We start from the raw sequence: 13,131 nt of genomic DNA on the forward strand, positions 1-13,131 counted from the left end.
ATGCACAGCTTTATGGCCATCAAACGCCACGGGCGTCCTGAAGAAGTGGCCGGTATGGTTGCCTGGCTTGCCGGGCCGGAAGCCTCGTTTGTGACCGGCGCCATGCATACCATTGACGGCGCATTTGGCGCGTGATCCGTCGGGGTTCGGCATCGCCGGACCCCTCATTTTGCCGTGTCTGCCCTGCCCTTACTCCAGTGCCAGCAATGCAAAGCTCGCCAGCCAGTGACCGCCGCTGTAATGGCTTCCCACCACATGCTCCACGCTTGCCGTCAGATGACGCGCCACGGCTTCGCGCAGCGGCGTCTGCGCCGGATGGTTTTGCGGTAAAGCTTTTGCGATATGCTTCATACACCAGGCGCGGCTGAGGTTCAGCCCGTCAAGATGTGCGATTTTCGGATCGGTACGGTCACTCACTTCGGCCGGGTTCATCAGCGCCGACACCGATCCCACATGCGGCAGGAATGCATCGAACCACGCCGGGAATTTATCCGCCACTTTACTCATCAGCAAGGCTTCCGTTAACGCGCCGGAAATATACTCATCACCGCCTGGCTCATAATGCGCGGGATAATCCCTATCGGCCTGATAAAAGCGCGTTGCCGCATCCAGAATGGCCTGCTCCAGCGGACGGTCAGTCAGCGCCCTGGCATAATCCAGCCCCAGCGCCAGCGCAAAGGCCGTGTTGTAATGCGTTCCGACGCGGATCGGATACGTCAGCTTGCTGAGGTAATCCATCAGCCGGTTGCGAATATCCTGGGTTAATGGCTCCAGCAGCTGATGCCACTTCTGTGCCTGCGGCAGTGAGGATTGTTTCAGTTCCTGTGCCAGCGCCAGCAGCCAGCCATAACCGTATGGGCGCTCGAAGGATGCGCGGAACGGCGCGTTAAAATATGCCAGTTCCTGCGCCACGTTTTCTTCCGTCATGTGTTCGTCAAACAGCGCAACGATGTCATCACGGCAGGACAACTCCGGGTATAGCCGCACGCAGCGTAACAGCAACCAGTAACCGTGTACCGCCGAGTGCCAGTCAAAACAGCCATAAAAAATCGGATGCAGCGCGCGCGGCGGTAAGACATCACCATCATCATTAAGCAGATGCATAATGTGATTAGGGTATTCCTGGCGCAGATAGGTTAAAGGCATTCTGGCGAATGCATCCGCCTGATGTTGCGTTAATTCCATAACAGCTCCTTAGCTCAATGCCGCGCTTAGCGAAACGCGAGGAAATACATTAAAAAGACGTTCACCACCAACAGCGTCAGCGCCGTTGGGATCTGGATCTTGATCACCTGATATTTATCTTTCAGTTCCAGCAACGCGGCGGGAACGATATTGAAGTTCGCGGCCATCGGCGTCATCAGCGTGCCGCAATAACCCGCATACATACCAATCGCCAGCAGCGGCGCCGGGTTGCCGTGATGAACGTTAATGAGGAATGGCAGCGCGATCCCCGCGCTCAACACCGGGAATGCGGCAAAGGCATTACCCATGATCATGGTAAACAGCGCCATGCCGATACAGTAGATCACCACCAGCATGAAGCGGTTATCCGGATTGACGAACAGACTCACCACTTTTTGCACCGACTCGCCGGTATTCGCCACCACAAAGACCCCGCCAAGCATGGCAAGCATTTGCGGCAGGATCACCGCCCAGCCGATAGTGTCCACAAGACGCCGCGACTGGCGGATCGCATGCAGCGGCGTTCCTTTCGTCAGCCACCAGCCCGTGAGGATCGCGGCGACGCAGGCGACACAGAGCGCGGCCAGCGTGAGCTGCTTCTGATCTAGCAGATACACGCCGCCAATGGAAACCCCTTTCAGGAACAGCGTGCCGATCACCGTCACCACGGGGATCATCAGCGCCGGTAAAAACAGCCAGTTTTTCAGTCGCCGGGATGAGGCTTCCCGCTCTTCATCGGTGGACATTTTATAGTGTCCTTTGCCCACCAGCCCAAAGCCTGCCAGCAACGCAATGGCGATCACGCCGCCGCCAATGATCCGGTAGGCCAGCGATTTGCCCAGCTCCTGCACCATCAGATCGCCGAACAGGAAAATGCCGCCGAATAGAAACCAGAATAGCGCGGTGGTAAAGCGTTTCGGGTTAGCCCGATCGCGCAGCGTCATAATGACCAGCAGCATCACAACAAAGCCGATGAGGTAATAGACGCGGTTAATGGTGATCAAGGTGCTCATCGTGTCGCCTCCTGTGCGCCCTGCTCTGCTTTCCAGGCCATGACGTCGCGACGAATACTGGCATCAAGGCGCAACAAGCGGGTCATATGAATAATTAATGCGGCGATAGCGGTGGGAATAGCCCACAGGCCGATATGCAGCGGTTCAATGCCCTGAATGCCGCTCTCTTTCAGGAAGGCGTCGATCAGCAGTACCGCGCCAAAGGCAATAAAGATGTCCTCGCCGAAGAAAACGGCAATATTGTCGCAGGCGGCGGCATGGGCTTTGATCTTATCGCGGATATGTTGCGGCAGTTCGCCGTATTCATTGAGTGCCGCCCCTTCGGCCATGGGCGCAAGTAACGGACGGACGGTCTGCGCATGACCGCCAAGGGACATCAGCCCCAGCGCGGCAGTACCTTCACGGGCGACAAAATAGAGCATCAGAATACGTGCCGAGGTGGCGCTGGCTATTTTCGCCACCCAGGCCTGCGCCCGCTCTTTCAGCCCGTAATATTCCAGCAGGCCAATGACCGGCAGGATCAGAATAAAGGTGGCCAGCGAGCGGCTGTTTACAAATTTTTCGCCGAAGGTTTCCAGCAGCATGCCGAAATCCATCCCCACCAGCAGACCAGTCGCCAGCCCGGCAACGACCACCACCAGCAGCGGGTTAAATCGCAGTGCAAAACCAATAACCACTATCGGTATCCCGATGAGCGGCAGCAGCGTAGAACCGTCCATAACTTTTATCCTGTCTAAAGTGAGCGTTGCGCGCCGGCGGCTATTTTTTTAATACTTCACATCAAGGCGAAGCGTGATCCATAACGGCGAGAGATGTTGTGTTTTGCCAGGGATCTGTCATTCGCACAGAGCCTGTACTAAAAATCTATAACTGAACGGCAAAAACATGTAAACAATTTATCAATAAAATGTTCTTATTTTATCGCTTTGCGTTTACATTTTTGGTGAAGAGTCACAATCCGATAAGGGACGTTATGACCACAAAAAAGAGTGCCACCTCAACGCATCACGACGATATTGCTGACGGCCGTATCGTTTCCTCCCGCCATCTGGTTTCTGAGCGTTGCGCAGAGTTATCGGAGCTGGAGTACGCGCTGATCATGACCAGCAATGCGTTTAACAAATGGATGGTGCGCTGTATGACCGCCGCCGGTGAGCCGGATATGGGCGCTTTTGACGTTTCGCTTCTGCATCATGTGAATCACCGCAATCGCAAAAAAAAGCTGGCGGACATCTGCTTTGTGCTGAACGTGGAAGACACGCACGTGGTGACCTATGCGCTGAAAAAACTGGTTAAGGCAGGCTATGTGACCAGCGAAAAGGCAGGAAAAGAACTCTTTTTCTCCACCACCGATGAAGGTAAAGCCTTATGCATGAAATACCGGGATGTGCGTGAAGCCTGCCTGATCAACATCCATGCTGAAAGTGGCATAGCGGGCAGCGCCATTGGCGACACGGCACAGTTGCTGCGAACCATATCTTCGCTGTATGACACCGCCGCGCGGGCGGCGGCATCCTTGTGACGCAGCGTTACTGCACGGGCGTGAACTGACGGGTCACGTCCCCCTGTTTGATTTCGCCATCAGACAGGCTGAGCGCCCTTTCCCCCTGACTGAAGTCGATTTTATTGAGATCCACCCAGACCGTGGAGGGAGAACCCGCCAGATCAAACATCATGATGTTGTTTTTAAGATCGCTTATCCCGCGCCAGAGGGTGGTACTGTTCTCCGGATTTCTTTCGGTTGAGATAGCGAACGGCGTGGACAGCGTGCGCATGACGGAAAGTACGCTCATACGCACCTGCATGGCGAAATCCTTACCGGGAACCAGGTTAATAACAGTGTCCATCTTGTCAGGGCTGATTTGTTCCAGCCAGCCTGCCGCGCGCATAAAACGGTCTACCGAGTGGGGAGAGCCAGGCATGTTTCTGGCGAGATCCTTTTCTTTATAATAATCATATATTTTCAGCATGGACTCATAACTGGGATCGTTGGTCATTACGGCGTTGCCAGCTTTGGGATATATTTTCAGCTTACCCTCAGCAATTTCAATAATCATATTCGCGCCGCTGCGGTCGGTGACCATATAATGCAGCCCTGCGTGCATGCCCTTGCTAATCATATGTATCGGCTCGCTTTTAAGCGCTTTTTCTGCCTCCTCAACCGTTGCGAAATTATCCAGCACGTACTGAATAAAGGTTTTTGCCTCCAGGGTTTTCTCTGCCGGCGAAGCCTTGCCGTATTTCGCCTCGCCGAGATATAAAAGATCGGCCTGCAACCCCTTTTCATTCATGCCTGATTGCGGCCCAGGTGACACGGGTGCAGGCGTCAGAGGATGAGAGTGTGCCTGCTGAAAGTATGGCGCTGCAAAAAAGAGCAATGACTTTCTTATCCATAATGTAGCTCATTAATTTCCTTTTTATAATGACCAGTCCAACCTTAGCAGTCAGCGGTTTTAGAAAAATAAGCAAATTAAAAGATGTTCAGTGTTCACTGCAAAGGACATTAAATGCGCTTTATAAAAGTATAGAAATTAACCTTACAGCTAAAATGGTTATTAGCGGTGCTACACTATTATGGTGAGATAGCTGATCGTATTATTTCACCCTTCATGATCCAGATCATATTTATGTCTGAATGATGTTTTTACTGCGAAATAGCGGTGCAGAAAGCCGCCGTAAAGCCGATATGCAATGATGAATATCAAAGCGGGTTATTAGTTTCGCAGGAGAGATCATGAAGTTGAATAATATGAGTGTGGGTATGCGTATGGGAACCGGCTTTGCCCTTCTTTTGCTGATGACAGTCATTATGGGAAGCAGCGCCTTCTGGCTGACCATGAGCAGTGAGAAGAAAGTAGAGGAAATGATCTCCTGGCATCTTGTTAAAGAAAGAATGATTGAGGACTGGACAAGACTTTTAAATACTAACAGCGGAGTAGCCATGACGGCGATGAGCACCGCCGATCCTGCCCTGCGCAAATCCTTGCAGGAAACCGTTGAGAAAGGATCCGCGGACATCACCCGTGTTCAGGAAGAACTGACGCCGTTATTGCGCTTACCGACCGGGCAACGCCTGCTGGCGAAAGTTAGCGCGGCGCGTGAAAAGTTTGTCTCCTTACGACAGGAAGGACTTCAGCTTGCAGGAAACGGGCAGGATGAACAGATCAGCGCTTTTATACTGAATCGCTTTTATCCGGCAACCCAGGAATACACCCAGGCACTGACCGAGCTGCGTGATTTTCAGAAGGCGCTCATCGATAAAACCTATGCGGACATTCGGCGGGACGCGAATCAATCAGAAAACATCATTCTGACATTTATTATTGCCAGCATCATCCTGGGCATCATTATCGCCGGGTATATCACCCGTAGCATTACGCGACCGCTGTCTGAGGCCGTAAGCGTTGCAGGCAATGTTTCCGCAGGGGATTTGACGGTGGAAGTGAATGTCCGCTCAGGCGATCAGCTGGGGATGATGATGCAGTCATTAAAGGATATGGTTGCCGGGCTGGGCAGTACCGTCACGGATGTCAAACAGGGCGCGCTGACCATTTCCCATGCCGCCAGTGAAATTGACGCCGGTAATCAGGATCTGGCGTCCCGGACGGAAGAACAGGCCGCAAGCGTGGAAGAAACGGCCGCCACGCTGGAACAGCTTACCTCCACCATCAAACGGTCGGCGGATAACTCCCGCCACGTTAACCAGCTGTTTAGCGAAACCGGGGACGTCATCCGCAAAAACGGTGAGCGCATGAATGACGTGCTGCTCAGTATGGAGGATATTCATAATGCCTCCGGCAAGATGACCGACATCGTCACCGCCATTGAAGGTATCGCCTTCCAGACTAATATCCTGGCGCTTAACGCCGCTGTCGAAGCGGCACGGGCCGGTGAACAGGGTCGCGGATTTGCGGTGGTCGCCGGTGAAGTGCGTACCCTCGCCCAGCGAAGCTCCTCTTCAGCCAGAGAGATTAAGGAGATCATCGGATCGTCCCTCAGCAAAATCGACAGCTGTCGTGAACTGGTGGATGAAGCCGATAAGGGAATGAAAGGCATCGTGAATAATGTGATCGACGTGCAGCAACTGGTTGATGAAATAGCCCGCGCCAGCGCCGAGCAGAGCGACGGCATCACCCAGATTAATATTGCCATGGGGCAGATTGATACCACCACGCAGCAAAACGCCGCGCTGGTTGAACAATCTTCCGCTGCCAGTGCGTCGCTTAAAGAGCAGGCGCGTCTGTTGTTAAACAGCGTGGAGGTCTTTACCTGTCATGACGCTGACAGGGTGCAGGCCTGAGATAACTTCCCGCCAGCCATGGCGGGAATGCTTACCCTTTCCTGCCCGTGATTAACACTCTTCACTTTTCTGCCGATAACCATTCTGGAAACCTCTGGATAATAATCATCTGTACCCGGTGATGGGTGAGCGATAAAAAATGAACTGGCAACCTACTCAAGCGCTTAACGCTGTAAAGACCGACACCCTCAGCATAGTGAAGAAATCAATGCTGATTATGATCCTGATGATTGCGGTGATGTTTATCCTCGCCATCACGGCCACTTATCATGTGGCAGGCGATCAAAATGCGCGTTCCGATTTCCGCAGCGGGAATTTGCTGAAAAAAGCGATAGAAAACCGAACCGCCACCATCCGCGACCATCTGGCGGACTATGCCGACTGGGGAGAAGCCTACATTAATCTTCACCAGAGTATGAATTTACAGTGGGCATGGGAAGGACAGAACCTCGGGGATTCGCTGTACAAATTATTTCAGTACGAAGGGGTTTTTGTTATTTCACCCGACGGTCAAACCCGATACAGCGTGCTCTACGGCGAGCGCGTGCAGGATCCGTTCGAACACTGGCTGGGGAAGCCGGTTTTACAGGCATTGCAGAATGAGCTGATGTTCACTAAAGGCCTGCCGCTGACGCGCATGGTGATTGCCAAAGGTCAGCCGGTGATTATTGGCGCGGCCTGGATCAAAGCCGGAAGCGATAGCCGCGTAATAACCACCTCTGATAAACACTCGCTGATGATCTTTGTCGATAAACTCACCCCGGAAAAACTCGTCCTGATGGGTAACGAGTACGGCGTTGAACAGGTGAGCTATAACAGGCATGGCGGTACGCCGTATCGCCAGGGCGATGTATCCATCCCCACCGATGAGGGCAGCCTGATCCTGAACTGGAAAAGCGATGATCCGGGTGGTGCGCTGTTAAAGTGGGAGTTACCGTTATTGCTCGGTATGGCAGCCATTACGCTGTTACTGGTGCTGGCGCTGCTACGCAACGTATTAGCCAAAGCGCGCAGCAACGATAACAATATCGGGCTATTAAAACAGAGTCAGCTGGCGCTGGCGGCGAGTGAGCGGCGTTTTCGCGATGTCGCCGAAGCCACCACCGACTGGATCTGGGAAATAGACCATCAGCGTAAACTTAGCTGGATCTCAGAACGTTTCCCGGCGATCACCGGCTATCCAACCCGTCACTGGCTCGGGCGAAGCCTGACCGACTTTTTGCCCCAGTCTGCCGCCGAGATTTCGCAGTGGTTCAGCGATCCCCGCGCGGATACGCTTTTTACCTTAAAAAACTGCCGTTATGTCTCCGCCAGCGGGCAGACCCGTTATTGCAGTCTGGTGATAAAACGCGTCGATCTGCCGGGTGGCAGCACGACTTACAGGGGCACGGCGACGGACGTCACCGCCGAGCTGGAAGCCCACGAACGCGTGAAATTCCTCTCCTGCCATGATGAATTAACCGGCCTGGCGAACCGCATGTATCTGAAGGATTTTCTCGAAACCAGAGTGCGTGAGCAGCCCTATTTTGGCCATCAGATTGCGGTCATTACCCTGGATCTGGATAAATTCAAACCGGTTAACGATCTCTTTGGTCACGCCGCCGGTGATACCCTTCTTAAACAGGTCGCACGCCTGCTGGAAGGCTGCATCAATAAAAACGATCTGGTCAGCCGCCACGGCGGGGATGAATTCGTGATTATTCTTTCCGATATTCAGCACGTAGCGCAGATCGATGCGATATGTGAAAAAATTAATGCGGCGATCACAGCGCCCTTTAAGATAGTGGAGAACAACGATATTTATATCGGCGTCAGCATGGGGATTGCGCTCTATCCGCAGGATGCGCAAACGCCCTGGGATTTAATGCGCTTTTCTGACATCGCCCTCTACGAAGCGAAAAAAGAGGAACATACCCGCTGGATCTACTTCCGCCAGAATATGATCGAGCAAATCATCCAGCGGCGGGAAATGGAAAACGATCTGCGCTGCGCTATCAATGAAAACCAGTTCATTTTGTATTATCAGCCGCGCTACGACCTCAAGCAGTCGCGTATTAACGCGGTTGAAGCCCTGGTGCGCTGGGAACATCCCCGCCTGGGGCTGCTGATGCCCGATCAGTTTATTCCGCTGGCGGAAAGTTCCGGCCTGATTATGGGGCTGAGCCGTTGGGTGCTGACCAAAGCCTGTATCGATATCAGCGAAAGCCTGCCGGAGATGATCCTGTCGGTGAATATCTCCGCCGTGGAGTTTCTCAATCCCGGACTGGTGCAGCGGGTGAAGGAGGCGCTGAACGTATCCGGCCTGCCTGCCGCGCAGCTTGAGCTGGAAGTCACCGAAAACGTGACGCTGTCACAACCGGAGCGTGTGCTGGAGATCATGCATGAACTTAAATCCATCGGCGTGCGCTTCCTGATTGACGATTTTGGTACCGGCTATTCCTCCCTGAACTATCTGCGTACCTTTCCTTTTGACGGCATCAAGCTGGATAAGTCCTTTATCTTTGCCATGGAATCATCTGAAACCGCGAAAGACGTGATCGAGAATATGATTAATCTCGGTAAATCCTACTCCCTGAACGTCACGGCGGAAGGCGTGGAAACCACCGGGCAACTCACCATGCTGGAGAAGTATAAGTGCGATGAGGCGCAGGGCTACTACATTGGCAGGCCGATGCCGCTGGATAAAATCCAGCTCAATAAAATGATGTGATACGGGAGCCGCGAGGCTCCCGGTTTTACCCGCAGGCTAGCGCGCCGGGCGCAGGTTAACCGCCAGTTCCGCGGCAGACGCCCTGAACGCCTTAAGGACGTTTTTATCCGGCAGCGCGGCTAACGCCCCTTTGGCGGTGGTGGCCAGCGCGCCGCAGGCGCTGGCCTGGCTGACAGCCTGCTTCAGCTGCGTCAGATCCGCTAACGCATTCCCCTGCGCCAGGCTTGCCAGCAATCCCGCCATAAAAGCATCTCCCGCGCCGGTGGTATCCAGACTGTCCACCTTATATGCGCTCATCTCAACGATCTGATCCTGCCATAACACCACAGAGCCATCCGACCCGCAGGTCACCACCTTCAGGCGCGACGGATACCCGCCCAAAATCGCCAGCGCTTTGTCATGCTGCGTGGTGCCGGTTAACCAGTACAGCTCCTCCTGTGAAAGCTTGAGGATATCGGCCTGGCGCGCAAAATGACGCACCGTGTCGGACATCTCCTGCGCATCCGGCCACATCTGCTCACGCAGATTGATGTCAAAACTCAGCAGACCACCGCGCTGTTTAATGCTGCCAATGGCGCGCACCAGGGTTTCGCGACAGGTCGTGGCTACCAACGCCAGCGAACAAAAATGCAGAATGTCGTCGGCAAATTCCGGCAGCCCGTCCGCCGTTAAAAACTGATCGGCGGAGGGATCGACCAGAAAAGTGAAACTGCGATCACCCTCGTCCCCCAGCGACACCAGCACCGTGCTGGTACGGTGCTGCGCGTCAAACTGCATATGACGGGTATCCACGCCCTGCTCAGCCAGCGTTGTTTGCAGAAAATGGCCAAAGGGATCGTCCCCGGTACGGCCAATAAAGCCACAATCCGCGCCAAGTTTCGCCGCGCCAACCGCGACGTTAACCGGCGCACCGCCCGCACAGGCGCTGTACTGCATCTCTCCCTGCGGTAACAAGTCGATCACCGCGTCGCCTAATGCCCAGATCTTCATACACTCCCCTTAACCTGATTATCAGAACAAATATTTAAAGCGCACCCGCGCGCCATAGCGGTCGTCATTGCTGCCGCTTTCAGACGCCGAGGCATCCAGCCAGGAGGCGTAAGCCCCGAGGTAAATATTGAAATTCGGCATATCCATGATCTGCGGCAGTTGCCATGAGGTATGCAGGGTGTGGATGTCGTAACGGCCGGGGGCAAGGATCGCGCAGTCGCTGTCACAGTCGGCATCGACGCCCGCCATATTGAAGCGGTCGATTTTGTTATGGGCGTAGATGTAGCCCAGCTCGACGCGATGCCAGAGGGCATTGATACCGGCGCTGAAGTCTTTTTCGTCTGCCGCATCCAGGTAGGCGGTGCTCAGATTCACCACCGCGCCGTTTTCCGCGTCGATCCGCTGGGTGTTCCAGCTCATGGTCATACCGTAACCGGTGCGGCTGGACTGATCGCGAAAGCGGCCGTTCTCCTGCTGGTAGCCATAAGCGTTATTGACCAGATTGCTCTCCAGCGCGGCGGCCACCGTCCAGGGGCCGGACTGCCAGGCGGCGACCGGGCGCACGTAGACCACGTTTTTGCGGTTATCGAGGGCGTTTCCATGATAGTTCTGATCGACGAACAGCGAACTGCCGTCCTCAACCAGCGTATTGACCTCGAAATACCAGTTATCAAGGTTCTTACTGAGCAGGAAATTGCCGCCGCTGTTGCTGCGTCCGCGCCCTTCTTTCATCATGTAGATATAGCCGTAGCCATCGCTGTAGAGATCGTTGGCGGTATTACCGGAATACTCAATAAAGGTGTCCTGATTTAACGGGAACATATCCCAGGCTTCAAAACGCCCTATTTTAATTTTCCAGTCATCCTGCCGACCGAAGAAAAAAGCCGCGTCGTCGAGATTCATTTTGCCGCTCATATCCGCCAGCGGCTGTACGCTGAAACCCGCATATTTGCCGTCTGCGCCCTTTCTCAGCCCGTCGAAGCCAAGCAGAATACGTCCGTTAATATCCCAGCGCTCTTTTTCACCCGGCGTCCAGTCTTTATTGGCGCTGGTTTTAAGGGACGTCAGCCCTCCGGTGCGGCTGGCGCCGTCCATATTAAATTCGACATCGCCATAGAATTTTAATTCGTCGGTGTCATTTACCTGTAATGAGGGTTTTGCCGGTGCAGCGCTGGCAACCGCACGGGGCGCGTCCTGCCGTTTTAAGGCGCGGATCTCCGCTTCCGCGCTGGCGGCGCGCGCTTCGGTGGCCTTAAGGCGGCTTTCCATTTGCGCCAGACGTTCTTCCAGTGAAAGATTTTCCTGCGCACAGACCACGCCGCTGAATACAGACGTCAACACACAACCGATCCATAATATTTTCATCGGGGAACCTTTTTTATTATTTCGCTATTCAATCATTAATGGTGCAGAGGGTATTCCGGCGACAGCGACAGCAATAACCCGCCCGTCGCCAGGGACGGGTTATTGATAACCTGATTGTGATTTATTCCAGCTGCCAGGCGCCGCCATCGATTAATGACGCGCTTCCGCTCCAGGCGAATAACCGTAATTCCCGGTTTCCGGCATCCGGATAAATACGGCTGCTGAGGCAGGCTTCGCCGTTATTCACAAAAACTTCAACGGAGGAGCTGTCGATAAACAGCCGCACACTGAGATCGCGATCGGAGGATAACGGCACGCTGCGCGTCCCGCATAAGGCGTGCTGCGGATAGTACCGCTCCAGCACCAGCCGCTGCTGCTGGGCATCGACATACACCCGCAGGCCGTCGCCGAGGCTGATACCGTATTGTTCGGCGGTGCTTTCGGCGCAATTCCAATTCAGCACCACTTCCATGGCCCCGGCGTTTTCCGCCACGCTGATCTGCTGATTTTTAAGGGTGTTGACCGGCCACGGGAACCAGACCTGACGCAGGCTTTCCACCTCTTTCGCCGGGCGCATTTGCAGGCGGTTATCATGGCTCAGGCTAAGTTCCCGCGGCAGTGAGAGCATCCCCGCCCAGCCGTCCTGCTGCTCCGGCAGCGGCGACTCCCACATATCCAGCCAGCCGATCACAATGCGGCGTCCGTCCGGCGTTGCGAAACTCTGCGGCGCGTAGAAATCGTGGCCGTGATCCATTTCGGCAAACTCACCGGCGCGGACAAAAGGCTGGCCGGGCTGCCAGTCGCCCACCAGATAACCGCTCTGGAACAGGTTACGATTTTTGAAGCCGTCGGCGTTCATGCCCTGCGGGGAGAACATCAGCACGCGCCTGCCGTTCAGGGGGAAGAAATCCGGGCACTCCCACATAAAGCCCATGCCGGCTTCCGCTTCATCGAGCACGCCTTCGTCCTGCCACTGGCGCAGATCCGCCGAGCGATACAGACGCACCTGTCCGGTTTCGCCCAGACGTGCGCCGACGATCATGTACCAGCTGTCCCCTTCGCGCCAGACCTTCGGATCGCGGAAGTGATGCACGCCCGGCGGCGTATCCACCACAATGCCCTGCCGCTCAAAGTGGATGCCGTCGCGGCTGGTGGCCAGACACTGCACCTGATAGAGGTTGTCTTCGTTACCGGCGTCGCCGTGAAATTTATGGCCGGTATAAATGAGCGCGAGGGTGTCGCCGTCCACCACCGCCGAGCCGGAAAAACAGCCGTCTTTATCTTCAGGTCCTTCCGGGGCGATCGCCACCGGCAAATGTTCCCAGTGCACCAGATCCTGACTGCGCGCATGCCCCCAGTGCATCGGTCCCCATTGCGTGGAATACGGATGATGCTGATAAAAGGCGTGATACCAGCCGTCGAACCACACCAGCCCGTTGGGATCGTTCATCCAGCCCGCACGGGCGGCCAGATGGTAATGCGGATACCAGCGCAGGTTGAGCGCCCCGCGCTTTACCTTAAGTTCCTGTTCAGCGTCAGCAATTGAGTAGGTCATAGTCTTCACTCTT

The 13,131-nt window shown here is 54.7% G+C and carries 11 protein-coding genes; 4 read left to right on the plus strand and 7 right to left on the minus strand.

Annotated elements, in window-relative coordinates:
- Positions 1 to 135: SDR family oxidoreductase (locus QRD42_RS14520; protein WP_321988770.1), on the plus strand; the 135-nt coding region annotated here is incomplete at its 5' end.
- A 54-nt stretch (positions 136 to 189) separates the two neighbouring features.
- On the opposite strand, the gene QRD42_RS14525 is transcribed toward QRD42_RS14520, so the two are convergent.
- Genes QRD42_RS14525 through QRD42_RS14535 form a run of 3 tightly spaced genes read right to left on the minus strand, consistent with a single transcriptional unit; the run spans position 190 to position 2,917 of the window.
- On the minus strand, positions 190 to 1,185 hold the full coding sequence (locus QRD42_RS14525) for a DUF2891 domain-containing protein (protein WP_321987456.1): 996 nt from the start codon (positions 1,183 to 1,185) through the stop codon (positions 190 to 192).
- A gap of 26 nt (positions 1,186 to 1,211) precedes the next feature.
- Positions 1,212 to 2,198 carry a DUF979 domain-containing protein gene (locus QRD42_RS14530; RefSeq protein WP_318362979.1) on the minus strand — a complete coding sequence of 329 codons (987 nt, stop codon included), beginning with the start codon at positions 2,196 to 2,198 and terminating at the stop codon, positions 1,212 to 1,214.
- Positions 2,195 to 2,917, minus strand: coding sequence for a DUF969 domain-containing protein (locus QRD42_RS14535; RefSeq protein WP_318375935.1), 723 nt, complete (start codon positions 2,915 to 2,917; stop codon positions 2,195 to 2,197). Before QRD42_RS14535 ends, QRD42_RS14530 begins: the two co-directional genes overlap by 4 nt.
- A gap of 254 nt (positions 2,918 to 3,171) precedes the next feature.
- On the opposite strand from QRD42_RS14535, the gene QRD42_RS14540 reads away from it, so the two are divergent.
- A complete protein-coding gene (locus QRD42_RS14540) occupies positions 3,172 to 3,720 on the plus strand; it encodes a winged helix DNA-binding protein (RefSeq protein WP_072568459.1) in 549 nt (182 codons plus the stop codon).
- A gap of 7 nt (positions 3,721 to 3,727) precedes the next feature.
- On the opposite strand, the gene QRD42_RS14545 is transcribed toward QRD42_RS14540, so the two are convergent.
- Positions 3,728 to 4,513: a linear amide C-N hydrolase gene (locus tag QRD42_RS14545; RefSeq protein WP_321987457.1), complete on the minus strand. Its 786-nt coding sequence runs from the start codon at positions 4,511 to 4,513 to the stop codon at positions 3,728 to 3,730.
- 419 nt (positions 4,514 to 4,932) lie between these two features.
- Between QRD42_RS14545 and QRD42_RS14550 the strand changes: the two genes are divergently transcribed.
- Positions 4,933 to 6,498 (plus strand): methyl-accepting chemotaxis protein, encoded by a 1,566-nt coding sequence (locus QRD42_RS14550; RefSeq protein ID WP_321987458.1) that lies wholly within the window; start codon positions 4,933 to 4,935, stop codon positions 6,496 to 6,498.
- Positions 6,499 to 6,706: 208 nt separating this feature from the next.
- Entirely contained in the window at positions 6,707 to 9,208 is a 2,502-nt protein-coding gene (locus QRD42_RS14555; RefSeq protein ID WP_321987459.1) for an EAL domain-containing protein, read from the plus strand.
- A gap of 36 nt (positions 9,209 to 9,244) precedes the next feature.
- On the opposite strand, the gene QRD42_RS14560 is transcribed toward QRD42_RS14555, so the two are convergent.
- From QRD42_RS14560 to QRD42_RS14570, 3 genes are all read right to left on the minus strand, one after another.
- Positions 9,245 to 10,198: an aminoimidazole riboside kinase gene (locus QRD42_RS14560; protein ID WP_321987460.1), complete on the minus strand. Its 954-nt coding sequence runs from the start codon at positions 10,196 to 10,198 to the stop codon at positions 9,245 to 9,247.
- A gap of 21 nt (positions 10,199 to 10,219) precedes the next feature.
- Positions 10,220 to 11,563, minus strand: a complete 1,344-nt coding sequence (locus tag QRD42_RS14565; protein WP_321987461.1) for a carbohydrate porin — start codon at positions 11,561 to 11,563, stop codon at positions 10,220 to 10,222.
- A 121-nt stretch (positions 11,564 to 11,684) separates the two neighbouring features.
- Positions 11,685 to 13,118 carry a glycoside hydrolase family 32 protein gene (locus tag QRD42_RS14570; RefSeq protein ID WP_321987462.1) on the minus strand — a complete coding sequence of 478 codons (1,434 nt, stop codon included), beginning with the start codon at positions 13,116 to 13,118 and terminating at the stop codon, positions 11,685 to 11,687.
- Between the last annotated feature and the right edge of the window lie 13 nt (positions 13,119 to 13,131).

The sequence above is a fragment of the Enterobacter sp. PGRG2 genome, assembly GCF_030291195.1.
Taxonomy (GTDB): domain Bacteria; phylum Pseudomonadota; class Gammaproteobacteria; order Enterobacterales; family Enterobacteriaceae; genus Enterobacter_D.

What these genes read in the sequence shown, in the direction of transcription:
- QRD42_RS14525 (WP_321987456.1), bottom strand. Translation starts at nt 1,185, where the DNA reads ATGGAATTAACGCAACATCAGGCGGATGCATTCGCCAGAATGCCTTTA.
- QRD42_RS14530 (WP_318362979.1), bottom strand. Translation starts at nt 2,198, where the DNA reads ATGAGCACCTTGATCACCATTAACCGCGTCTATTACCTCATCGGCTTT.
- QRD42_RS14535 (WP_318375935.1), bottom strand. Translation starts at nt 2,917, where the DNA reads ATGGACGGTTCTACGCTGCTGCCGCTCATCGGGATACCGATAGTGGTT.
- QRD42_RS14540 (WP_072568459.1), top strand. Translation starts at nt 3,172, where the DNA reads ATGACCACAAAAAAGAGTGCCACCTCAACGCATCACGACGATATTGCT.
- QRD42_RS14550 (WP_321987458.1), top strand. Translation starts at nt 4,933, where the DNA reads ATGAAGTTGAATAATATGAGTGTGGGTATGCGTATGGGAACCGGCTTT.
- QRD42_RS14555 (WP_321987459.1), top strand. Translation starts at nt 6,707, where the DNA reads ATGCTGATTATGATCCTGATGATTGCGGTGATGTTTATCCTCGCCATC.
- QRD42_RS14560 (WP_321987460.1), bottom strand. Translation starts at nt 10,198, where the DNA reads ATGAAGATCTGGGCATTAGGCGACGCGGTGATCGACTTGTTACCGCAG.
- QRD42_RS14565 (WP_321987461.1), bottom strand. Translation starts at nt 11,563, where the DNA reads ATGAAAATATTATGGATCGGTTGTGTGTTGACGTCTGTATTCAGCGGC.
- QRD42_RS14570 (WP_321987462.1), bottom strand. Translation starts at nt 13,118, where the DNA reads ATGACCTACTCAATTGCTGACGCTGAACAGGAACTTAAGGTAAAGCGC.